This window comes from Porphyromonas cangingivalis (genome assembly GCF_900638305.1).
GTDB lineage: Bacteria > Bacteroidota > Bacteroidia > Bacteroidales > Porphyromonadaceae > Porphyromonas_A > Porphyromonas_A cangingivalis.
The window spans coordinates 521,030-545,405 of record NZ_LR134506.1; the positions used below are offsets into that span (position 1 = coordinate 521,030).

At 45.5% G+C, this 24,376-nt stretch carries 18 protein-coding genes; 8 read left to right on the forward strand and 10 right to left on the reverse strand.

The window, feature by feature from the left end; translation table 11 throughout:
* Positions 1–13: 13 nt before the first annotated feature.
* The 3 genes from EL262_RS02115 to EL262_RS02125 are packed head-to-tail and all read left to right on the forward strand — an operon-like array spanning position 14 to position 4,521.
* The gene (locus EL262_RS02115) at positions 14–1,045 is read left to right on the forward strand and encodes an efflux RND transporter periplasmic adaptor subunit (RefSeq protein WP_025837962.1); all 1,032 of its coding nucleotides are present in this window, start codon (positions 14–16) and stop codon (positions 1,043–1,045) included.
* Positions 1,046–1,068: 23 nt separating this feature from the next.
* Positions 1,069–4,194, forward strand: coding sequence for an efflux RND transporter permease subunit (locus tag EL262_RS02120; RefSeq protein ID WP_078735649.1), 3,126 nt, complete (start codon positions 1,069–1,071; stop codon positions 4,192–4,194).
* A gap of 24 nt (positions 4,195–4,218) precedes the next feature.
* Positions 4,219–4,521, forward strand: a complete 303-nt coding sequence (locus EL262_RS02125) for a PG0541 family transporter-associated protein (RefSeq protein ID WP_025837965.1) — start codon at positions 4,219–4,221, stop codon at positions 4,519–4,521.
* Positions 4,522–4,661: 140 nt separating this feature from the next.
* Here EL262_RS02125 and EL262_RS02130 read toward each other — a convergent pair whose 3' ends face one another.
* The 6 genes from EL262_RS02130 to EL262_RS02155 form a co-directional block, all read right to left on the reverse strand.
* Positions 4,662–5,999, reverse strand: coding sequence for an MATE family efflux transporter (locus tag EL262_RS02130; protein ID WP_025837967.1), 1,338 nt, complete (start codon positions 5,997–5,999; stop codon positions 4,662–4,664).
* Between the two features lie 19 nt (positions 6,000–6,018).
* Positions 6,019–7,047 carry a dual-specificity RNA methyltransferase RlmN gene (rlmN, locus tag EL262_RS02135; RefSeq protein WP_025837969.1) on the reverse strand — a complete coding sequence of 343 codons (1,029 nt, stop codon included), beginning with the start codon at positions 7,045–7,047 and terminating at the stop codon, positions 6,019–6,021.
* Entirely contained in the window at positions 7,044–10,283 is a 3,240-nt protein-coding gene (locus tag EL262_RS02140; RefSeq protein ID WP_078735648.1) for a UvrD-helicase domain-containing protein, read from the reverse strand. Before EL262_RS02140 ends, rlmN begins: the two co-directional genes overlap by 4 nt.
* Before the next feature lie 12 nt (positions 10,284–10,295).
* A complete protein-coding gene (locus EL262_RS02145; protein WP_025837976.1) occupies positions 10,296–10,661 on the reverse strand; it encodes a translation initiation factor in 366 nt (121 codons plus the stop codon).
* 172 nt (positions 10,662–10,833) lie between these two features.
* On the reverse strand, positions 10,834–12,567 hold the full coding sequence (locus EL262_RS02150; RefSeq protein ID WP_036853046.1) for a S41 family peptidase: 1,734 nt from the start codon (positions 12,565–12,567) through the stop codon (positions 10,834–10,836).
* 75 nt (positions 12,568–12,642) lie between these two features.
* On the reverse strand, positions 12,643–13,554 hold the full coding sequence (locus tag EL262_RS02155; protein ID WP_164715427.1) for an NAD(+)/NADH kinase: 912 nt from the start codon (positions 13,552–13,554) through the stop codon (positions 12,643–12,645).
* 307 nt (positions 13,555–13,861) lie between these two features.
* Here EL262_RS02155 and EL262_RS02160 point away from each other — a divergent pair, with 307 nt between their 5' ends.
* The 5 genes from EL262_RS02160 to EL262_RS02180 all read left to right on the forward strand — a co-directional run bounded on the left by EL262_RS02160 (position 13,862) and on the right by EL262_RS02180 (position 18,681).
* Positions 13,862–15,100 carry a Cof-type HAD-IIB family hydrolase gene (locus tag EL262_RS02160; protein ID WP_078735646.1) on the forward strand — a complete coding sequence of 413 codons (1,239 nt, stop codon included), beginning with the start codon at positions 13,862–13,864 and terminating at the stop codon, positions 15,098–15,100.
* A 130-nt stretch (positions 15,101–15,230) separates the two neighbouring features.
* Positions 15,231–15,650: a large-conductance mechanosensitive channel protein MscL gene (gene mscL / locus EL262_RS02165; RefSeq protein WP_025837979.1), complete on the forward strand. Its 420-nt coding sequence runs from the start codon at positions 15,231–15,233 to the stop codon at positions 15,648–15,650.
* A 234-nt stretch (positions 15,651–15,884) separates the two neighbouring features.
* Positions 15,885–16,229 carry a S4 domain-containing protein gene (locus tag EL262_RS02170; RefSeq protein WP_025837982.1) on the forward strand — a complete coding sequence of 115 codons (345 nt, stop codon included), beginning with the start codon at positions 15,885–15,887 and terminating at the stop codon, positions 16,227–16,229.
* Positions 16,230–16,251: 22 nt separating this feature from the next.
* Positions 16,252–16,824, forward strand: coding sequence for a histidine phosphatase family protein (locus EL262_RS02175; protein ID WP_025837983.1), 573 nt, complete (start codon positions 16,252–16,254; stop codon positions 16,822–16,824).
* Positions 16,825–17,145: 321 nt separating this feature from the next.
* Entirely contained in the window at positions 17,146–18,681 is a 1,536-nt protein-coding gene (locus tag EL262_RS02180) for a rhomboid family intramembrane serine protease (protein WP_159442731.1), read from the forward strand.
* Between the two features lie 49 nt (positions 18,682–18,730).
* Here the strand turns inward: EL262_RS02180 and nadD are convergent, their stop codons facing one another.
* The 4 genes from nadD to secA form a co-directional block, all read right to left on the reverse strand.
* A complete protein-coding gene (gene nadD / locus EL262_RS02185) occupies positions 18,731–19,336 on the reverse strand; it encodes a nicotinate (nicotinamide) nucleotide adenylyltransferase (protein ID WP_025837988.1) in 606 nt (201 codons plus the stop codon).
* 18 nt (positions 19,337–19,354) lie between these two features.
* On the reverse strand, positions 19,355–19,924 hold the full coding sequence (gene gmk / locus EL262_RS02190) for a guanylate kinase (RefSeq protein ID WP_025837990.1): 570 nt from the start codon (positions 19,922–19,924) through the stop codon (positions 19,355–19,357).
* A 3-nt stretch (positions 19,925–19,927) separates the two neighbouring features.
* Complete coding sequence (locus tag EL262_RS02195) at positions 19,928–20,809, reverse strand: YicC/YloC family endoribonuclease (protein WP_025837993.1); 882 nt, start codon at positions 20,807–20,809, stop codon at positions 19,928–19,930.
* A gap of 208 nt (positions 20,810–21,017) precedes the next feature.
* Positions 21,018–24,359, reverse strand: a complete 3,342-nt coding sequence (gene secA / locus EL262_RS02200; RefSeq protein ID WP_025837995.1) for a preprotein translocase subunit SecA — start codon at positions 24,357–24,359, stop codon at positions 21,018–21,020.
* Positions 24,360–24,376: the final 17 nt, after the last annotated feature.

A 24,376-nucleotide genomic window follows, 5' to 3' on the forward strand; every position in this document is an offset into this window, starting at 1 on the left:
GCTTACTAATAATATGAAATTGAAAGAATTAACGATCTCTACTCTCAGCCTTGTTTTCGTAACCGGTTTGACTGCCTTGTCGAGCTGTTCATCAAAATCGCAGGCTAAGACCGAAGAAACACAGGAGATAAAAAGGGTGAATGTGGTGTCACCACGCATTGATGTGGTAGACATAGTGGATTCTTATACGGCTAATGTTGAAGCCTTTGTGAAGAATAATATTGCTCCACAGACTCCAAATCGTATCGGACGAATGCTTGTGGAAGTAGGACAACGTGTGCAGAAGGGACAGGTCGTTGCAACCCTTGATGACTCGTCTCTCAAGCAACAGGAGCTTCGTTTGCAGAATATTCGCGCAGACTTCCAACGCATTGAAGAACTCTACAAGGTAGGAGGGATATCCAAGTCTCAGTACGAAGCTCAGAAGATGAACTACGAGGTGACAGCCAGTGCTTACAATAACCTGAAGGACAATACCCTGCTGAAAAGCCCTATTTCCGGAATCATTACTCAACGTAACTATGACAGTGGAGATATGTACTCTCCTACGATGCCTCTATTAGTTGTCGAGCAAATAGCACCCCTCAAGATCATCATCAATGCCAGCGAGAAGTACTTCACACGAGTGAAAAAGGGTATGGAGGTGGATGTGACATTGGATGTGTTTCCGGGTGAAGTATTCAAAGGTCAGGTCGCACTCTTATATCCGACTATAGACCCCAATACTCGTACATTCAAGATCGAAATACACCTAAAAAATGCCGATAACAGAGTGCGTCCGGGGATGTATGCCAGTGTGAAAATGCACATCAATACCGAGGAAGTCATGCTTTTAGCAGATGTTGCTGTACTTACCTTACCAGGGACAAACCAGAAGTATGTATATGTCTTAGAGGACGGAAAAGCCGTGCATCGAGTGATCAAGACAGGAGATATGGTTGGGCAAGATATCGTCATCATAGAGGGGCTTTCAAGCTCAGATAAAGTTATCACCACCGGTCTTGCTTCGATGAAGAACGGAGAGACTGTACAAGTTGCAATGTAATATCATCGTTTATTTCGAAAGTTATGAGTCTATATCAATCAGCTGTCCGAAGACCCGTCACCACTGCGCTTATCTTTGTCGCAATCGTGATTATCGGGCTCTTCTCACTGACAAAACTATCAACGGACTTGTATCCCAAGATCGACATGAATTCGATCATGGTCATTACGACCTACAATGGGGCAAGTGCCGAGGATATTGAAAATACCGTCTCTCGCTCGGTCGAAAATGTCCTTAACACGGTTTCGAATGTCAAGCACATTAAGTCAAACTCAATGGACAACTTCTCGACGGTCTCACTGGAATTCGAGTCAGGCTCAAATATGGATGTCGCGACGAACGACGTCCGTGATAAGTTGGATCGTATCACGAGTGCTCTTCCGAAAGAAGCGAGTAAGCCACTGATATTCAAGTTCAGCATGGATGATATCCCTATCATGGTCATCTCAGCACAAGCAGTAGAGAGTGCCAAGGGACTTGATAAGATCATCGATGACAACTTGACCAACAGGATTGCTCGTCTTGACGGAGTCGGTTCTGTACAAGTCGTGGGTGCTCCCATACGAGAGATAAACATCTACTGCAATCCTGAGAAACTCGAAGCTTATCACCTCACCGTAGAGCAGATATCTCAAGCCGTTCAGATGTCCAACCGTAATATCCCCATCGGTTCAATAGATATCGGTAGTAAGACTGCGTCTTTCAGACTTCAGGGAGAGTTCGAAAATGTAAAGGATGTCGAGGATATCGTTGTCGGCGGCTTCCAAGGGCGCAATGTCTACCTCAGAGATGTGGCAGAGGTGCACGATGGAGATAAGGAGCGCATGCAGGAATCGTACAATAATGGCATCCCCGGAGGATATATCATAATCCGTAAGCAGTCCGGAGCAAACAGTGTCGCTATATGCAACTCTATCAACAAGATCCTTCCTGAGATCCAGGCATCAATGCCTTCAGACGTCAAGCTGATCAAGGTCATGGACACATCAGAGTATATCACAAATACGATCAATAGTCTTTTGAAGACGATTTTGATCATCTTTGTTGTGGTTATCTTGGTCGTGCTGTTCTTCCTTGGGCGATGGCGAGCCACATTTATTATTATTCTCACAATTCCGATATCACTGATTGCAGCCTTTATTTATCTGATGGAATCAGGCAATACTCTCAACGTCATATCATTGAGTGCGCTATCCATTGCCATAGGTATGGTTGTGGATGATGCTATTGTGGTATTGGAGAATATCACCACACACATTGAACGAGGGAGTTTTCCGAAGCAAGCGGCTATATACGCTACAAACGAAGTGGCTCTATCCGTGATTGCATCTACCCTGACTATGCTTGCGGTGTTTTTGCCTCTGACGATGGTCACAGGATTTACCGGGGTGATGTTCAGACAGCTTGGCTGGGTGGTGAGTATAGTGATGATCATCTCAACCATTTCTGCACTTACACTTACACCGATGTTAAGTTCGCAGATGCTCAGACGTACAGCGCGTAACAGTCGTGTTTATGACAAGATCTTTGATCCTATCAAGCATCTGTTGGACAAACTGGATAAGGCTTACGCAAAGGCCTTGGCTTGGTGTGTATATCACCGTAAGACCGTTATTGTTGGAGCGACATTGATCTTTTTGGGCTCACTCATGTTGATGCCTTTTGTGAAGACTGAATTTCTTCCCGATAACGATCAAGGCTATATTACAGGTACGATAGAGCTTCCGCAGGGGTACAGTAAAGATAAGGCTCTTGACTTTGCAAATATGTTTTCAGAGGAAATGCGTGCCAAGTATCCCGAGGACTTGACCTCATTTAGTTTTACTGTCGGTCAGGCTGATGATGATAACATCTTTGCTGCTTTTCAAGGATCAGGAAGTAACATCATCTCGATTAATGTACTGATGCCTCCTTTTGATCAACGCACGATGACCACGACTCAACTCACTCAGACTTTGAGAGAGGAATTGTCACAATATCCCGTTGTTGAGAGCTATAACATCAAGGCCGGAGAAGGTTTTGGTGGAAGTCCTTACGCTGTTCAGCTTGAGATTTATGGGCATAGCTTTGATAAAACCAATAAGGTCGCAGAGCAGTTTGTCGAAAAGATAAAGAGCAAACCTGCTTGTTCTGAGGTCAACCTATCTCGCAAACCATCTTCTCCGGAATATAATGTTGTATTCGATGACGAAAAGTTGGCAATGTATGGGCTTACCAAGACCACTGCGGCCACTTCGTTGCGTAATGCCATTACCGGGATAACTTCCTCTTATTTTAGGGAAGATGGTAAAGAGTACACAATCAAGGTACGGTATGCACAACAATATCGAGAGAGCCTTGAGTCGATCGAGAACATTCTCATCACCACTCCAAGAGGTGCTACGATACGTCTCAGAGATCTTGGTGAAATCCGAATGAGAGAGACACCTCCCACGATCGAACGAAAAGACCGAGAGCGTTATATGAGTATAGGTATGACGACAGCTTCAGGCTATGCGATGAGTGACCTTGTCACACAATGTCGTGAGGTTATGAAGGAGATTGAGCTCCCGGAGGGTGCTTCGTGGAAGCTTGCCGGACAGTTTGAGACACAGCAAGAGTCTTTCGGAGATCTCTTTGCACTGATGATTCTTATCATTCTTCTTGTTTTTATTGTGATGGCAGCAGAGTTTGAGTCTTTAGTGGATCCATTTGTCATTATGTTCTCCGTTCCATTTGCCTTCAGTGGAGTTATCCTCGGGCTCGTCATCACAGGTACACCAATGGGGGTCATGGCACTTATCGGTGCTATCATGCTTATTGGTATTGTGGTCAAAAATGGTATTGTGCTCATCGATTATACCATACTCTGTCGCGAGAGAGGTAATGGCATACTTGCGAGTGTCGTTATGGCCGGTAAGTCTCGTCTACGCCCTGTACTTATGACCACTGCGACAACGGTGCTTGGTATGCTTCCGCTTGCTTTTGGTCGTGGTGAGGGTGCTGAGCTATGGAGATCCATGGGTATGACCGTAGCCTTTGGACTTACGGTTTCGACCCTGATTACCTTAGTTATTGTTCCTACAGTGTATGCGATATTTGCAGGTAATGGAATCAAACGCAAACGTAGAAAGTTTCACAAAAAGAGAGTTCAAGAACTCGCTCAATAATGCAGAAAGGAGTAATATACAACTATGAATAAATCAAAAGCTGTATTTATATCATGCAATCAGGCTTTCTATGAGCATGTCCTCGAACTTCTTGACAGACTCAACATTCGAGGTATGACATCATGGGAGCAGGTCAAGGGTCGGGGATCTTTCACCGGGGAACCACATTATGGGACGCACACTTGGCCTACATTAAATTCGGCTATGCTGACCATTGTTCCGGAAGACAAAGTCGAGATATTGCTCGACGGGCTTCGAAAGCTTGACCAAAGAGCCGAGCAACAAGGTCTCCGCGCCTTCGTATGGGACATCACCGGAGGTCTCTGACAGCAGGCTTTGATAGTAAATCCCCCTACAAATCAGATTCCGATTTGTAGGGGGATTTACTATTCATAAACTCATATTATTTCAATGGATGGAGCACTATTTGATATGTTTCTGAAAAGGTAAAGTCAGGAGAAAAGATTTTACTCTTCAGAAAGTATTTGTTTGCGTACTCTAAGATACCATATCATTGCGATTGTACCTTTTAGTATTGTTGATAGGGATATGACCCACCAAATGGTTTCGACCGAAGGGTAGTATTCCAGAGCTATGAGGCAGGCAGGGATCCGCAAGAGATTGCCTCCGATACTTATAATTGCGGGAGGGACGGTTTTCCGTATGCCATAGAAGAAGCCTTGAGATGTGATCTCCAAGATCATAAAGAGCTGTGAGTAGCCACTGATCTTGAGATATATGCCACCTGCTTTGAATGCGATAGGATCGGGGACTATGATGCTGAATAGAGCTTCACCTCCGAAGACATACAACATCGTCGAGGCCAAGCCAAAGATGACAGTCATTCGTAGTGTGAATTTATAAGCATCCAGGAGACGTAATATCTTTTTTGCACCATAATTCTGAGAAATGAATGTACTCAGAGCCGTCGCAAAACCTTGGGCTGTGTTCCAAGAAATGGCCTCGAGTTGTCCTCCTGTTGTAAGCGTCAAGACCCCTATATGTCCGCCGGCCAATGATGCCAGTCGTCCGAGATACATATTGATGAATGCAAAGAGGCTATTGAACAGAGCTACCGGTACTCCGATTTTAAATATCGTATAGCACGTATCCCATGATAATTTGGAGAAGAGAGATACACCTCCAAACAAACGGTCTTTGTACCTTATCTGAATGATAAACAGCAGGCAGACGACTCCTTGGGCTATAATCGTCGCAACGCCTGCTCCTTCCAATCCCATGCTGAACACATAGATGAACAAGGGATCAAGTATCATATTTAAGACAAGTCCTATCGTACTGATTACAAATGGAATCTTACTGTGCCCGGCTGCGTTGTAGATGCCTGTAAGGGCTCCACAACTGAATACAAAAGGAAGTCCCAGAGAGGTAATCCTCAGATAATTGAGTGCTCCTTTGTGGATGTGTGGTTCAAGCTCATAGAAGTTGAGTAACGGTGATCCGAAGAGGAGATAAATCCCTCCGAGAAGTAGCCCGATGATCAGAGATAGGTGTAGGTTGTGATTTGCGAAGTGCAGTCCGGAGCCTTCGTCTCGCTTACCTATTGCATGAGCAACAGTCACCTCACTACCTACCTTATTGATCAAGGAGATGGAGCTGGCCAGCCACATGAATACCGACGCCGCACCTACGGCGGCTATGGCTTCACTGTTGAGTCGCCCCAACCATGCCATATCCGTGAAGTTGTACAGCATCTGTACAAATGAGGTGCCGAGTATGGGGAGGGCAAGCTTGAAGAGGTGCTTGGGGATACTGCCTTCGGTGAGTATTTTTGCTTCTCTTATTGCTCCGTTGGACATGGTATCAATTTTCGTCTTTTTTCGTAGATAGCATACCACAAGCAGCAAAGATGTCCTCCCCTCTCGATCGACGAGTGGTACATCTTACTCCATGATCATTGAGATAGTCCTCAAAGGCTTGTACAGCGCGTGGTGACGGTGATTGCAAGTCTACACCGGGGATGGAGTGATATCTGATGAGGTTGACTCTGCAATCGAGTGGAGCAAGCAGTTTGCATAGTGCTTCTGCATGCTGGAGAGAGTCATTGAATCCATCGAATAAGATGTATTCGAAAAAGAGTCTTCTCTGTCCCGAGAAGTCATACCCCTTGAGGGTCTCAATGATGCTCTGTATTGGGAACGCTTTTTCTACCGGCATGAGTGACAGTCGCTCCCGGGCGAATGGACTATGGATGCTTATTGCCAAGTGGGCTTGTTGTTCCGAGAGGAAACGAGTGAGACCGACCTTAGGACCGATTGTGCTTACTGTGATCCTTTTGGGGCTCCATGCCAAGCCCCAAGATGCTGTCATGATTTCCAGAACCTTAGCTACGGCTTCGTAGTTGTCCAACGGTTCTCCCATCCCCATAAATACGATGTTTGTCAGTTTCTCATGGTGCGGTACGCTGAGTATCTGATTGATGATGTCTGAGGGGTTGAGGTTGGATTTGAAGCCCATCTTACCTGTGTGGCAAAAGGAGCAATTCATCTTACAACCCACCTGACTGGATACACACAGTGTGGCTCTGTCCGCTTCGGGGATATAAACAGTCTCGACGGCTTGATCAGGGCTATGCTGTACTTTGAAGAGATACTTCTCTGTACCATCTTTCGATATCTGGCGAGTGATCACATCGTGTCTGCCGATCTCATACGACTCATTCAGCTTTTCTCTTAAAGCCTTCGGGAGGTTGCTCATGTCATCGAACGACTTTACTCTCTTCTGATAAAGCCATTCGATGACTTGCTTTGCCCTATATTTCGGTTCTCCTATTTCGGCGATGATACCATACATCTCATCAAGGGTCGTGCCTAATAATATCTTTTTGCTCATTGCTTCAGTGTTACTGTATCTATATCGTTGTCAAGATTGTACCATATATATCCTGTAGGGGACTCGTAACCCATCTTTTCCAAGAGGTTCAGGTACTGTCTTACTTGTTTTCTGTACTTGCCGTCATTGTGTGCCCCGAACTTGTAGTCGATCACCACAGCTTTACCATCCTTGATGAGGACTTTGTCGGGACGATACAGACCTTCTTTGGTCAATATGTCTTGTTCTGTAAGTGCATCCGTAGAGTACGCCCTATTGAACCAAGTACCTATGATCGGGTGCTTCAGAGCTTCTTTCAACTTTTCAGTGTAGTTCTCTCGCTCTTCCTCCGTCAGTCTTCCCAAGGTCACCTCTTTGTCTATATGATGGGTGAAGTCATCGAGAGTCGTAGTGCGAGACATGATCTCATGAAGGATGATACCCTTCCGGCGGTCAGCTTCGGCTTCGAATGAGAGCGCATAGCCCCTTCGACTGAGCAACAAGTCCTCATAGCGAGGGGTTGCAGTGATCCCTTTGAGCACTCTTTGCTGATCATGTTGTTGGGAAGTTATTTTTGTCGCATTTTTGTGTGTAGGGTCACCATAATGAGAGATGATCACACCTGTGTCAGGGTCCTCTTCGATGTCTATCATGAGATGTTGATTTATAACATCAAGTCTATTGAGGATGATGTCAGCAGAGTTATTTTTTGTGTTTGTGTGGGTGTACACGTGCAACTCCTCCGAAGCTCGGGTGAACGCAACATACAGCAAGTTCAGAGTATCTGTATAGTCTGTCTCAAACTGTGTCTCAGCCATATCAGCCAAGTAGCTTTGTGCGAACTTGGAGTAAGATGTCGGAATAATATAAAATGGCAAGAACCCAAATTTTTTGGGGAGTTGCTCTGCTGTGATGATACGAGGTGAGGCAAGACTTTTCCTCGTTATTTGCCACGAAGCGAAAGGTAGCATGACTACCGGATACTCCAACCCTTTGGATTTGTGTATGGTCGTTATGGTGATACTGTTGGTCCGACTTTCACCCATGTTGATCATGGCAGAGTCTTTGTGCTCTTCCCACCATTCGACAAAGAGTCCGTAAGATCCTATCTTCTGCGACGAGAAAGAGAAGATTATGTCCAAAAACGAACTGACATAAGTCTCATCCTCTTGCGGAATGTACCCAATGATCTCCACTGCTTTTGATATGGCTTCGTAGACCGTAAGACCATAAGAGATGATCTTCAAAAGTCGTTGAGAAAGTGCATCGACATTGATCTCTTTCAGATATCTTCCGTACATCCTTACGTATCGTTCGATATGCAGAGCCAACTCTTTCTCGTATTCTTCACGACCAGGATAAGCGAAGCACCTGATCAGACACATCAAGAAACGTACGATAATGGAGTTGTTGATCAATAAGGCGTCGTCCGATAAGAAATTGAATGACAGTTTATCATCATCTGCATACATCTCTTCCAGTTTGGACAATAAGCCTGCGATCAGCATTCCTTCCGCTCTGTTGCGCACAAGGAAAGCTATGTCAGACGGAGAGTATCCTTGTTCCTTTTGTAGTTGAATCAACTTTGCCTCTATCGATCCTGCGATATCTTCGAGATTTATTTCCTTTCCCTCGATTTGTGTAATTGTTATGTAACCTCTTTCTTCACGTCCGTCGGGTAACTTTTGTGTTGCATCGATGTACGAATGTTCATGTGCTTGGATGTCATCTGTCTTCTCCGTGATTTGTTGGCCATATTGCTCTTGATAGAATCGTTCGAAGTCGTAGGCTTTGTCGAAGAATGCGTTGTTGAAGTCCACTATATTCTTTTGACTACGCCAGTTGTATTCCAAGTTGCTTTCCGAAATAAAGCCGTCAAATTCTCTGTTTATCTTGTATCCGAGCAGTGAGCTATCCGTCCCACGGAAGCGATAGATACTTTGTTTGACATCACCTACGAGCAGATTACGATTCCCATTATCAAGGCTTTCGCGGAGTAGGGGGTTGAAGTTGGCCCATTGCAGGGGGCTTGTATCCTGAAACTCATCGATCATGTAGTGCTTGATACGAGTCCCTACCTTTTCATAGACAAAGGGTAGCTCCGAGTCATTGATGATTGTGTTGAGGAGTTGGTTGATGTCTGAGATGATGAGACAGTTATGCTCTATGCGGTACTCTTCGATGTCATGGATGAGTTCGATCATCCCGGGGATGGCATTGATGTACTTGAGAAGAAGCTGAGAGGTGATGACATCCTGCTTATTTTGCTTGTATGTTTCAAGTACGTTCTTTACCTTCTCCCTGATTGCAAGTTCGTTTGAGTCAAAGAGTGCTTTTACAGAAGCATTTACACTTTTGGCATAGAGAGGCCCATCTTCGTAGCCGATTGCGATGATAGAGGCATTGAAGCCCTTCTTCTCGTCTTCCAAAAATGTCTTTGCGACTTCTCCATCTTCCGTAAGTAGTTCGCCAAATTTGCTCAGATACTTCCGATAACTATCTTGAGGGTTTATGCCATGATGAGCAAAGAATGCAACAATATCCGAACACGCATCGGTGAATGACCGTAAGGCCTCTTCGATAATCACTTTTAGGCCCTGCTTGGCTTCATCTATCTTGTCTGCCGTGATCTCTGTGATATCTTTGAGGATCGGACTATTACTTTCCGAAAAGAGCAGAGCACTTGCCAGACGTTTGATGTCCTCGAACGTGCTCGTATGACTTTCGTTCTCGAGGTTTTCTTGGTACACCTTACTGATCCACTTTCTCAGTGAGGCGATGTTCGGAGACTGTCCGTCCAACCGCTCGATGAGACTTTCGAGCGATAGGGTTATCACATTCTCCGAGTCCATCTCTATACCGAATGCACTCTGACGGTTCATTTCCATGGCAAAGCTTCTCACAATCTCTTGAAAGAAGGAGTCTATCGTCTGGACTTTGAAAGCCGAGTAGTCTTCCAGTATGTTTTTGAGGATCTGTCGAGCCTTGCGGGAGATATCGTTTTCTGTCAGGCTTGTACTGCTCTTCACAAGATCATATACACCGCCCTTGTCTCCGATACTTATCTTATAGAGTTCAGAGAGGATGCGTTGTTTCATCTCTGCCGTTGCCTTATTCGTAAAGGTTACGGCCAATATCTTTCGGAAGGCATAGGGATCATCAGCATTCTCAAAAAGGAGCTTGAGGTACTCTGCTGTGAGGGTAAATGTCTTTCCGGATCCTGCGGAAGCCTTGTATATCTTGAGTGAAGAGTTCATCTATGAATTGTTTCAGCCTTTTCGTTTGGTTTTGGTGTACCCCCACTCATTCAAGTAAGATAGGACCTTATCTACACAAGAGCCTTGTACAATGATCTGTCCATCCTTGGCACTGCCTCCGACACCACAAGCCGTCTTGAGACGCTTACCCAGTTCTTCCAAGTCTTTTTCTTGTCCCTCGAAGCCTGAGATCAGTGTCACTATCTTGCCCTTTCGAGCTTTGGTATCGAGCTGTACAGTCAGCCTTTGTTTTTCGGGGGCAAGGGTCTCCACAGAGAGAAGGTTGCCGAGTTGTATCTTTTGTAGCAGTTCAGAATTGGTCGAGAATACCAATCCATCCGATGTGTCATCGTGTGTATATTTATTGCTTTTAGCCATTGTTTTCAATCTATTATGAATTGCTCTTCTTTCAGATGACAGAATGCGTTCTGTCAGGCTTCAGAAACAATTCTGTCGAGCATCAGAAACGTATCTGAAGTCCGACAGAACCCGTATCGATCAGATATTGTCAGATCTTACTTGCCACTTGTGTGACCCGGTCAAGCGGACATCATGCGGCAGTCTCTTCAGCTTTTTTGTCGGCCTTTTGCGGAGAGAGGACTTTGCGGTACTCGTCTTTGTCAGAGAGGACTTCAAGGGCTTTTTTCAAAGATGCATCCGTTTCTAACCCGATGACGTATTGTCCACTCATACCGAAGTAATGGACAGCCAGAGAGCTCCTGATTTGGTTGATGATTATGGTCTTGTGTCGGATGACATCTTTACGAAGATCGGGGGTGATACTCTGCTCAAGGGCAGCTATGGCCTCACTGCTTTGATCCTTGTATCCTTCGAACTTGATGAGCTCTTTGAGACTCTTGAGGGCATTCAGACTCATTTTGCCATAAGTAAACTTTTCGTTCTCCAAGTAAGTCAGGAAGTCTTCGAAATCTTTTTCTGTGATCTTGATGTCAGAGATACTCTTAGGGGCAGGGAGCCCCTTGCCTTTGAGGTACAATTTGTTTGCAAAGTCGAAGATGTACCCTCCTCTTATCATGTTGAATACCGATACGGGTAGAGTCTCGTCCTCTATCGTGATGTCCGGACGTATGCCACCACCATCCTTCACCAACCTTCCGCTCTTGGTCTTGAAGGTATTGGCGAGACTGTCGGGTATGGCTGCTACCGATCCGTCCGGATTTCGATGCGAATAGTCGAGCTGCTGGATACATCTTCCGCTGGGGATATAGTATCGCGCGATGGTCAGCTTGAGGATCCCATTGTGAGGTAGGGGACGAGTGGACTGTACCAACCCTTTCCCAAAGCTCTTACTGCCGATGATTACTCCCCTGTCAAAGTCTTGTATCGCACCTGCTACGATCTCCGATGCCGATGCCGATCCACCATTGATGAGCACAGCGATGGGTAGATTGGGTGCGATGGGCTTTTCTGTAGTGTAATACTTTTGGGTTGTTTCCGGAAGTTTTCCTTCGGTATAGACGACAAGCGTCTTCTCGGGGACAAACATACTGAGTATCTTGATGGCATCTTCCATCACTCCTCCTCCATTGCTTCGTAGGTCAAGGATGAGACCTTTGAGTTTACGATCTCGGTTAAGCTCGTTGAAGGCATTACGCACATCGCTTGCACTTCTGTTGGTGAACGAGATCAGATTGATATAGCCTATATTGTCGCCGTAGATCCCTCGGTGAACGACCTGATCGACAACGACACTTTCTCTTGTAAGTGTTACCTCTCTCTCCTTTTCCTCTCCGAGCCTTAGGACTTTGACTTTGACTTTTGTCCCTACGGGGCCTTTGAGGAGGTCACTGACTTTAGATACATTGCCCGGAATCACAGATACCCCCTCGATGATCACGAACTTGTCACCTCTCTTGAGGCCACTCTTCTCGGCGGGACTGCCCGGCATCGGATTTTGGACATATACAGCCGAATCTTTCTCTTGTATGTATGCACCGATACCACCGTATATCCCTGTTGTCATGAACTCAAAGTCCTTACTCTCAGTGTCTGTCATGTACTCGGTATAAGGGTCCAACTGAGAGAGCATCGCATTGATTCCCCTCGAGGTCATGTCTTTGATGTTCAAGGTGTCCACATATAAGGACTCTACCCCCGAGAGCACGTATTGAAAGACCTGTGTAGAGCGTCTTATCTCCATTTGGTTGTCGACCTTTTTCTCCTTTTTTGTTTGGGCATAAATTCTTGGAGCACTTACTCCCAAAGTAAGAGTCAGTGATGATAAGAGTATCGTGGATTTGATTATCTGTCGTAAGTATTTCATCGTTATGTGTATTTATGTTTTGATTTTGTGATGTTGAAAAGGAATTGCACAAGGGAGAGATATTCGTGCTTATTCTTACGATTTTGTGCAGTGTTTTGGTTGACCGTTGCCTCTCACATCTTGCCCCCACATCAGTTTGTTGCGAAGGGTATCGTAGAAGGTGTGGATAGGATGGCGGACGATACGTACCTCCTTGTCCGATCTCCATACTTTTATTTTTGCTGAGCCAGGCAGTGGGGTGCTGTAACCATCCGAAGAGAGAAGGATCGCATCATTGCGAGTCGTCACACTCATCTCCAATACCACATCATCAGGAATGACGATCGGACGCATATTGAGCGTATGAGGTGCGATGGGTGCCAATAGTAGAGTGGGGCAGTGAGGGTGGATGATAGGGCCACCGACGCTGAGCGAGTATGCTGTCGAGCCCGTGGGGGTGGCTATAAGGAGTCCATCTCCCTCAAATGTCGCCACTCTTTCGCCATCGACAAGAGTATGGACGCCTATCATGCTCGCTGTGTCACGCTTGAGTATCGCCACTTCATTAAGTACAGGAGGATAGTGCTGCACCTCCCCATTGATCTCCGTTGATATGGCAAGCATACTCCTGACTTCTGTTTCGTAACGCCCCTCGATGATGTCCTCCCACATCTGCCGGAGTTCATTGGGGCAAGTCCCCGTAAGGAAACCTAAGCTCCCTGTATTGATGCCAAGTATTGTTGCCGAAGTCCCTGCGATCAACTTTGCCGCCCGTAAGAACGTACCGTCTCCTCCAAGGCTGATCAAGAGGTCTGTCTTCGGATCATCTTTGACGTTGGAGCTCAACTCATAAGGTAACTTTATACCCATACGTCCCAAGTAACTGAAGAACCCCTTGTCAATCCTCAGTCTATGTCCTTTACTTCCTTCTATGATGTTGTTCATGAGGTCTTTGAGATCCTCTTGAGAACACTTTTGGTGTATCGATCCGATTACAGAAACAATCATTCTATCTGATATGGTTTTATGTACTACGATTTGATCCGAAGACATCTCTGTGGCTGAGATATACTTATCAGAGTAAAGGTACATATTATTTCAGAAAGAACGGTGTACCTGAAAAGGTAATTGTTATGAAATCTCGACTGGTCTCTATTGAGCACTCTTGATTAAATCAGTATCTTGGATGATGTGAAACCTTTCCTTGAGAGGGGAATCCTTTAGGCTTCGCATCGCTATTATATTGTTACATTCAGGTGGGGATATTTCTCTTTTTTTAGTACCTTTCGAAACAAAACACATAGAACAAAACGTTATGACAGATAAATACAAAATTATGGCCCTTGACTTGGATGATACCTTGCTTGATGACGACAAGAAGATATCTCCTATGACTCTCAACGCTTTGCTTGATATCCAAAAGGCAGGGATGAAAATCGTGTTGGCATCGGGTCGTCCTACCTATGGTCTGGAGAAATATGCCAAGGAGTTGCAGTTGTCGACTTATGGGGGGTATCTCGCTTCTTATAGCGGAGGGAAAGTCACATCTTGTTTGGATAATACGATTCTTGTGCGTAATACCATTGACTTAAACTTAATTCCAAGAATCTATGATATTGTCAAGTCGTTTGACTTGCCACTGCTTTCTTATAAACGTAATGCGATCATTACCGAAGATGATACCAACGAGGCTGTACTTCAGGAAAGTATGATCAATAATGGTATGAAGATTGAGGGAGTACGGGACTTTGTGTCTGCCGTCGATCGTCCTCCATTCAAATGTGTGGTTATGGGCTCTCCGGTAGAGATAGCTCAGGTGAGGCACGCACTTGAGTGTGAGTTCCCTAATCAATTGAGTTTTCATAACCCTGCTCCATTTTTGTTGGATATTGTACCATTCAATGTGGATAAAGCCAATGCCTTGGATTTTCTGCTCAAGGATCTTGATCTCGACAAGTCTCAACTTGTAGCTGTCGGAGATAGCTATAATGATGTCGGTATGATCCAGATGGCTGGTTTGGGAGTCGCCATGGCAAATGCCACGGAGGCAGTCAAGCAATGTGCATCTTATGTGACCAAGTCCAATAATGAAGACGGTATCGTCCATCTGATCAATAAGCATATTCTTGGTGAAGAGGGAGGGCAGACTTTTACTCCGGAGGCTCTCAATGCCCTCATGCACAACACACTGATGTCTTCAATAGGGATACAGTGTACTCTACTGCAGAGAGGGCGTGTGGAGGCTACAATGCCGGTAGATATTCGTACGCGACAGCCTATGGGGATCTTGCATGGTGGGGCATCTTTGGCTCTTGCCGAGACGGTCGCCGGGATCGGCTCGATACTCCTGTTGGATGAGAATGAGATCCAGGTCGGTATGCAGGTCAGTGGCAATCATATCTCCTCAGCCCATGAAGGAGAGGTAGTCAAGGCTATAGCAACCATCATACATCAAGGACGTAGTTCGCACGTATGGAATGTGGATGTCGTGACTCAAAGTCAGAAGCTGATCTCCAGTGTAAGGGTGGTTAATAGTATCCTTAAAAAGCGTTGAATTTTAGATTTTGTGTCAAGATATAGGCATTTTAATATTTCTTTTGTAATATAAGTGCTATCTTTACCGAACGTATGATGCATTTGTTCATACGATAGGTACTTAGGTATAATACATAATTTTATTGATTATGGGACTAATTAAAGAATTCAAAGAGTTTGCAGTAAAGGGTAATGTCGTTGATATGGCTGTCGGTATCATCATCGGTGGTGCTTTCGGTAAGATTGTGTCTTCGTTGGTCAATGATGTCATCATGCCACCCATCGGTAAGCTCATCGGTGGTGTCAATTTCACAGACCTCAAGATTGTGCTCACTGATGCTGTGGTCGCAAACGGAGAGGTGGTCACTCCTGAGGTGGCAATCCTCTATGGTAGCTTCATCCAGACTGTGATTGACTTCTTGATCATCGCATTTGTCATCTTCATGGCTATCAAGGCTATAAATAAGATGAAACGTGAGAAGCCTGCAGAGCCCGAAGCTCCGGCTGCTCCGCCTGCAGATGTTCAACTTTTGACAGAGATTCGTGATCTTCTCAAGAAACAACAGTAAGGTCTGTTGCGATATTCCTAGTGATGGATAAAGAGGAGCCTTGAGTCATCAAAAGACTCAAGGCTTCTCTTTATACCTTGTAGATGGAAGATCGCAAATCTTTATGGTCATTGCTAAATTCATATATTTTCTCTATTTTAGCGGTGTTTTATACGATACAAAGCGGCGTGTAGAGGATCGTATAACCTTTTTTGAACTAAGAGTGAAAACCCTAATTTTTTTCTTTCAGAGAACATGGAAGTACGTATCAGTCGTATAGTAAGTGAGCATTACGACTACACGCGAAAAGAAGCAGAAGAATACATCCGTCAAGGAAGAATTACTCGTAATGGCGAAGTCATAACCATAGGAGACAAAGCCTCTGTCAATGATGAAATCGAACTCGACGGTGTACGCATTCCTCTCAAAGGTATATTCAAAAAACTCGAACGTGAAGCTGCAGGTAAAGAGACCGGAAGCAAGTTCAGGCAAAATGATGACGAATACAAAGATGCGTTCAATCCCAAGAGTCGAGAATTGAGAAAAGGGCGCAAGAATGAGTTCGCCCCCAAAAGAAAGGGGAAGAACAGTATGTATTAAGACAAAACTTTAAAACCCATTTATGCTTATAATAGACTGGATCAGACATACTTCTCTCCAGATAGATGGTAGCTACTCTTATGGTCAGACGGATGTACAGGTCTCTGACAACTTTGAGGTCGAGGCTGCTGCCGTCAAGGATCGGCTGGATGGCATTGGCTATGATGCCATCTATACCAGCCCACTCAGTCGTGCCAAGAAGTTGGCACACTATTGTGGTTATACCGATGCTATTGAGGATCCTCGGATCAAGGAAATCTTCCTCGGGGAGTGGGAGATGAAAAAGTGGGCAGATATCATCATGTATGATAATCTTGATGATTGGTTTGCCAACTTCCACAACCTTACTGCTCCCGGTGGCGAAAACCTTCAAAATCTCCTCGATAGAGTCAAGGAGTTCATTCAGGATGCACGCCTCAAGAGACACTCAAGAATAGCAGTCTTTTGTCACGGTGGTGTGATCAACTGTGCCAGATACATGAACTCTGAAATCAGCAAGGCTCTTATATTCAGGGAGGTACCCATGTATGGCTCGATCAATACGATAAAGTATTCGTATTTGGACCAACATGATAGAGTCAAGAGGGATATTTGAGCTCTTTTGCTGTGACTTACTTTAGGATAAGGATACCCAAATAGAGGGGAAAGTTTCGAAGTAAACGGAATTCTTCCCCTTTTATTATATCCGTGCCAGTGAGTGTTTTATCGACTTTTTGAGATTCGGGGATGCCTTCTTCCGAGGTTGTGAGCAGAATGCATTCTGGTACGGGACAGAATGCATTCTGGCGGATGACATCGTCTGTTCCGCTCTCCGACAGAACAGATCGATACGTTTATTGTGGGTTAGGATGTTGAAGGCTCCTTAATGATGTAGATACCAATGTATCCTTTTCCTTTCTCACTGAATGATAAAAGTATGATGGAAGATAAATTGAAGTTTGTTTTTAGACCCTTTATATCGGCCCTTATAGGGTTGGTGGTGGGGTACTCTTTTTTACACTGGGTCGTGGTGATCAAGTTTGGACTCTTACAACCTAAAGATAAGGTTGTCGAACTTGTTGTGCCGGCTTTGCTTTCAATTCTTTTGGTTATATTTTATATCTATCCGAGGGTCAAGGTACTACGCTTACGAGATCATTTTTTCTATGCTGTTGTAGCTTGGGTCGGGCTGGTGATTCCGACTGCGATTGCGCAGGACTATATGGTGACAGTCACAGGTACATTGACAGAGCTTACTTCTGTCAGAGAGATGGATCGGCATAAACCTACAAGGTTTTATAAATTGAGATCATATCATCCGGACAAGGAGATATCCCCCTCTTATGCTACTTATGATGTTAGTGGACGAAACTCTGAGGATTTCAATATGCATCTTTATGTCGTCTGTCCGATCCGAGAGACTCCGAATGTCCCTTATGCCGATACCCCCTCTGTGTGGTTGGGAGAGCATTATAAAGAGCGGATAAGTAATAGGATGAAGCACGAGAAAAAGGAGAAGGCATACACTCTCTTTGTTGAGCAAGGGCGAATAAAGTTTGCGGAGACTGTGACATCTTTCTCTGTCTATTTCGAAAGGATCGATAGTCGCTCGAAGTATCATGATGGATTTATGAAGGCCATCTCGTTGTATCCCGGTGCTGTATCCGACCCCATCATTCTGATGAGGATGAGTGAGTCTCTTTACTCCAAGAACGAGAGCAACAAGCAACGGCTACTGATTGCTCTGCTCATTGTGACGGTGCTGTGGTTCCTGATGTCTGCCATCCCTAAGATCGATCCAAACGAACTGAAAAGGGTGAAAGCTGGCAAACCCGATATGGATGCAAGACGAGAGTGGCACGAATGGAGGACTTTTGTCCTACCTCACAAGGGATTTTTTGTCACCCCGATACTTGTTTACATCAATGTAGGTGTTTTCTTGTTGATGACAGTTTTGGGGCATGGATTTATCTATGTCTCCCCTCAGGTATTGCTGGACTGGGGGGCATGTTATGCTCCTATGGTAATGGAAGGTCAGTGGTGGCGACTATTGACAGCGATATTCCTTCATGGAGGTGTTGCACATTTGTGTGCCAACATGGTTTGGCTCGTCCTTGTGGGGATAGATTTGGAGCATAAGATGAGTCGAATGATGTACTTGCTCATATATTTTCTCTCAGGGCTTTTGGGAAGCCTTACAAGCATCTTGTGGAACGGAGAAGCTGTCGGAGTCGGTGCTTCTGGTGCCATAATGGGATTGTTCGGAGCATTTATAGCCTTACTTATCACCGGAGTATATCCCAAAGGGTTTGTAAAGTCTCTTTTGATAAATGCAGGTGTCTTTGTGGGGATGAACTTACTCATGGGGCTTGCCGGGGGGATTGACAATGCAGCTCATATAGGTGGACTTTTGTGTGGGTTTGTGCTGGGAATCGGTTGTTCGCCATTTCTCAAAAGAGCCCATCATAGGTAGCCTTTTTCGATCATAAAGAGATGAGAGCGGCTGGAGAACTGCCACCTCTTTAGAGTGGTTGATGCTTCAGTTGATCGATGAGCTCGATGTAGAGAGGGTGGGTTACCTCCATGTTCAAGAAGTAGGGGAGGCGATGACCTTGGTGGAGGAGACTTCGAATCTCAGTCGCAGAGATGTCAAAGATGGGGGCGTCGATAACTGTTATGTTTTTCGGTAGGGGCGACAAGGAGCGTGGTACATCGTGACCAAGACGAGGATAGATGAGAATGTTTTCGTCTTTTATCAAGCGTTCTCCCTCATACCATCGGGGGAGAGTCTCAAGGCTGTCCATACCCATGAGCAAGGTAAACTTGTAATCTGGATACTGCTCTCGCAAATGCTTCAAGGTATGGAACGTATAACTTGGTCTCGGTAGAGACAACTCTATCGTGGAAACCTTGAGCTTCGGGTGTTTTCCGATCTGATGAGACGCCCAGCGTACTCTGAAGTCTTCATCGAGGAGGTGTGTGTGTGACTTGAAAGGATTGGCCGGAGTGACCATAAGCCACACTTCATCTACATCCGGATGTAGCTCTGCAACATAGTTGGCAAGGCATAAGTGCCCTATATGCATAGGATTGAACGAGCCTGAAAATAGGACGATATGCTTTGCCATGATGTGCCGGAGTTTATTTTAGTTGTTGATAAAGTCATTGATAAGCGTAAAGGCTTCACCACAAGCTTGAGACAAGTCATCGTTGATCACTGTCTTGTCGAAGTGTGGGGCGTGAGAGATTTCGAACTCAGCCTTCGCGAGCCTCTTCTCGATGACCTCTTCGCTGTCTGTACCTCTGCTCGTGAGTCTGTCTCTGAGAGTGTTTAAGCTTGGAGGCATGATGAATACCGTGAGAGCTTGCTCTCCGTAAACTTTCTTCACGTTGAGGGCACCCACAACGTCTATGTCGAGGATGACATGCTTGCCATGGCTGACTTTATCGTCTACTTCGCTCTTGAGTGTTCCGTAAAAACAACCGGAGTAGACTTCCTCGTATTCCAAAAATCCACCCTCCGAGATACGTTCTCTGAACTCCTCCTCAGTGAGGAAATAGTACTCCTTACCATTGACCTCTGCTCCTCTCGGTGCACGAGAAGTCGCTGATACGGAGAACTCCAGAGGTAGCCCTTGAGCGATGAGGTGGTTGATGATCGTAGACTTCCCGGTGCCTGAGGGGGCAGAGAAGATGATGACCTTGCCTTGCTTCATTGCTTACAGTACGTTTAAGACCTGTTCTTTGATTTGCTCCAACTCATCTTTCATCTTCACCACAATCTTTTGTAGTTCGGCATGATTTGATTTCGAGCCTAGTGTATTTATTTCACGACCGATCTCTTGGGCGATAAAACCGAGTTTTCGCCCTTCTCCTTCTTCGTTGCTATCCATCGTTTTGATGAAATAGTCAAGGTGGTTGGAGAGTCGGCTCTTCTCCTCATTGATGTCGAGCTTCTCGATGTAATAAATGAGTTCTTGCTCCAGCCTATTCTTGTCATAATCAGTCTCGATGTACTTCTGAAGACCTTCTTCGAGACGAGTACGCACATTGTCGATGCGTTCTTTTTCGTAGGGCTCAACTTCTGAAAGAAGACTGCGTATCTTTTCTATGTTGTTGCGGAAGCCTTGTGCCAGAGCCAGTCCCTCCTGCACTCTGAAACTGATATGAGCCTTGATGGCATTGTCCAACGCTTCCATCGTGATGGCTTCATACGTTGCTTCTTCTGTCTCTTCGGTGTTGTTTGAGATATAGACATTGGGCATAGAGAGTAGGGTACGCATAGGGTCTTCAGGCATAGGGATACCGATCTCTTCAGAGAGGTTCTTGAGTATTTCCCAGTACTGTCCGACCAGCTGTGTATCTACTTGAGTTTTGGGAAGATTCGAAAGGTCTTCAAGGGTGAGAAAGACATCGATCTTGCCTCTTAGGAGAGCCTGATTGATACGCTTACGCATCTCCATTTCCAGCGGGCGAAGTGCTGCTGGCACACGTAAGGAGATATCTGACTGTTTGCCATTGACAGATCGTATCTCTATGGTTACACGTTTGTTGTTGGCTTCGACCACGGACTTTCCGAAGCCTGTCATAGATAGTATCATAATGGAAAAACTTCTTTTTTATTTTCTGTTGAAATAATGCTGATTGTGTGAGGTTTACTTCACTCTACCCTTCTTTTGCACTTCTCGATCTATTAAGATGTCCAAAGAGAAGAGGAGGACCCCAATGTCCCTGATGAAATAAGGCATCCTCCTCCTGGCTGACTTTGTATAGCCCTGAGGAAGGATGCCTTTATTGGATTCTGTTTAATTAGAGATTTTTACCATGGCAACTCTTGAATTTCTTGCCACTGCCACAAGGACATGGGTCATTGCGTCCGATACGTTCACCTGCGACATAAGGTTGTTGTTTCTCGGCTTTACCTGCCTGACTCGCAGCAAGGCCTGCTTGATGTCTGGCTTCTTGAGCTTCTTGATACTCGTCTTTGCGCTCTTGATAACGTCTGCGATTGTCTTTTAGTCTTGGGTCTTCGTGAGCCTCCCTCACATCAACGCCTTTTTGTTCTTCGCTTTCTTGCTGAACGACAGGGATCTGACCTCTCATGATGATCGAAGTTGCTTTCTTATTCATCCTTTCGACCATGGTACGGAAGAGTTCAAAAGATTCGACCTTGAAGATAACGAGAGGATCCTTGTTTTCGTAAGAAACATTGCGTACTGCATTTTGCAGTTCATCCATATCTCTGAGGTGCTCTTCCCATGCTTCGTCGATAGTGTAGAGAAGGATCGTCTTTTGGAACGAACGCGCTACACTCTTTGAGTGACTCTCCACTGCCTCTTTGAGATTACATGGGATGTTGTACATCAACTTACCATCAGTGACAGGGACATAGACCGTCTCGATGACATTGCCTTGCTGTTCAAACATATTTTGAAGTACAGGGTCTGCAATAGTGACGATGCGTTCCATACGACGTTTGAGGGTCTCTGTCGCCACGTCCATGATCTTGTCTGTCAATGCATCGGCATTGAGATGCTTGAACTCTTCTTCCGTGACGGGGACTTCCATCGCAAAGACAGTGAAAAGCTCCATCTTGAAGGCTGAGAAATCCCCCTGAGCATACTCTTGGGCAATGGACTCCGCACACTGAGATATTGTATTGAGGACATCAAGACCGATACGTTCGCCCTTCAGAGCGTGGTTGCGACGTGTGTATATGACCTTACGTTGAGCGTTCTTGACGTCATCGTATTCGAGAAGATGTTTACGGATACCGAAGTTGTTTTCTTCGACTTTCTTTTGAGCATTTTCTACAGACTTGCTGAGCTGGCGTCCTTCGAGCATGTCTTCTTCTTTGAAGCCGAGTTTATCCAACATGCTGGAGATACGCTCAGAACCGAAGAGACGCATCAACCTGTCTTCGAGAGAGACAAAGAATACCGATGATCCCGGGTCTCCCTGACGACCGGCACGCCCACGTAGCTGTCTGTCTACACGACGAGACTCATGACGCTCTGTACCGATGATGGCAAGACCTCCTGCAGCCTTGACTTCAGGGGTGAGCTTGATGTCCGTACCACGACCTGCCATGTTGGTGGCTATGGTAACCGTTCCGGTTCGACCGGCGAGGGCGACGATCTCAGCTTCCTTTTGGTGAAGTTTTGCATTGAGTACATTGTGCTCGATTTTCCTCATCGATAGCATACGGCTGAGTAACTCTGAGATCTCGACGGAAGTCGTACCCACGAGGACGGGACGCCCTTTTTCCACGAGAGAGACAATCTCTTCAATGACAGCAGAATATTTGGCTCTGTTGGTCTTATAGATACGGTCGTTCTCATCCTTACGAGCGATGGGTCGGTTGGTTGGGATGACTACCACGTCAAGCTTATAGATGTCCCAGAACTCCTTGGCTTCTGTTTCTGCCGTACCTGTCATCCCGGCCAACTTATGGTACATACGGAAATAGTTCTGGAGGGTGATGGTAGCCTTGGTCTGCGATGCAGACTCGACGGTGACACGCTCCTTGGCTTCGATCGCTTGATGGAGACCGTCGGAGTAGCGACGACCATCCATGATACGACCTGTCTGCTCATCGACAATCATTACCTTATTATCCATCACCACATACTGGTCATCTCGCTCAAAGAGGGTATAAGCCTTGAGCAACTGGTGTATGGTGTGTACACGTTCACTCTTGATGGAGTAGTTGGCAAGGAGTTCGTCCTTCTTTGCGGTCTTCTCTTCTTGGCTGAGATCCATGTTCTCAAGCTCAGACATCTGTGTGGTGATGTCAGGGAGGACGAAGAATTGAGGGTCATCTGTCTTACCGGTTAGCAAGTCGATCCCTTTGTCTGTCAATTCGATTGAGTTGTTCTTCTCATCGATGACAAAGTAGAGTTCGTCTGTCGCGATATGCATATTTCGCATATTGTCCTGCATATAGAACTCTTCAGTCTTTAGAAGTCCGGTCTTGATGCCTTCTTCACTCAGGAACTTGATCAGAGCCTTATTCTTGGGTAGCCCTTTATAGCTTCGGAATAGAAGTAGGAATCCTTCTTCCTGCTCTTTTTTGTCTTCGCTTTTAATCTTTTGTCTTGCCTCTGAGAGTAGGCGTGTTGCCAATGTCTTTTGCGCATTTACCACGACTTCGACGTTGCCTCTGAAGTCTTCGAACATTTGATCTCCCGAAGATTCGATAGGCCCTGAGATGATCAGAGGTGTACGTGCATCATCCACGAGGACAGAGTCGACCTCATCCACGATGGCATAGTTATGTTTGCGCTGCACAAGATCCTTGGGAGATCTTGCCATATTATCACGGAGATAGTCGAAGCCAAACTCGTTATTTGTGCCGAAGGTGATGTCGCAGTTGTATGCACGTCTACGTGCTTCGGAGTTAGGCTCATATTTGTCTATACAGTCTACCGAAAGTCCATGGAACATGTAAAGAGGACCCATCCACTCCGAGTCACGTTTGGAGAGATAGTCGTTTACGGTGACCACGTGTACACCGTTACCGGTCAAGGCATTTAGAAATACGGGCAAAGTAGCCACGAGAGTTTTACCTTCACCTGTTGCCATTTCAGCGATCTTACCTTTGTGAAGGACGACACCACCGAAAAGCTGTACATCATAGTGTATCATGTCCCAGGTGATCTCGTTACCTCCGGCCATCCAATGATTTTGGTAGACGGCCTGATCTCCCTCTATTTTTACGAAGTCATGAGATACGGAGAGATCTCTGTCAAACTGAGTGGCAGAAACTCTTATCTCTGTATTTTCAGCGAAACGACGTGCAGTATCTTTGACGATGGCAAAGACTTGTGGCATGAGCTCATCCAGCTTCTTCTCCATCTTATCCATGATGGTCTCTTCGAGCTTATCGATCTTAGCCCATATGCCTTCTCTTTCTTGTAGCTCAAGGTCTTCGATACCCACCTTCAGATTTGCGATCTCGTCCCTTTCTACTTGGACAAATGCTTGTATCTCATCTCTGAACTGTTGTGTCCGAGCTCTGAGTTCGTCATCAGAAAGGTTAACGATAGTCTTATAAGCCTCTTTGACTTGATCCACAAAAGGAGTGATCTCCTTCAGGTCTCGTTGTGATTTGTTCCCAAAAAGCTTGGTAAGTAGGTTGTTAATTCCCATTAGGTATGTATTGTCTT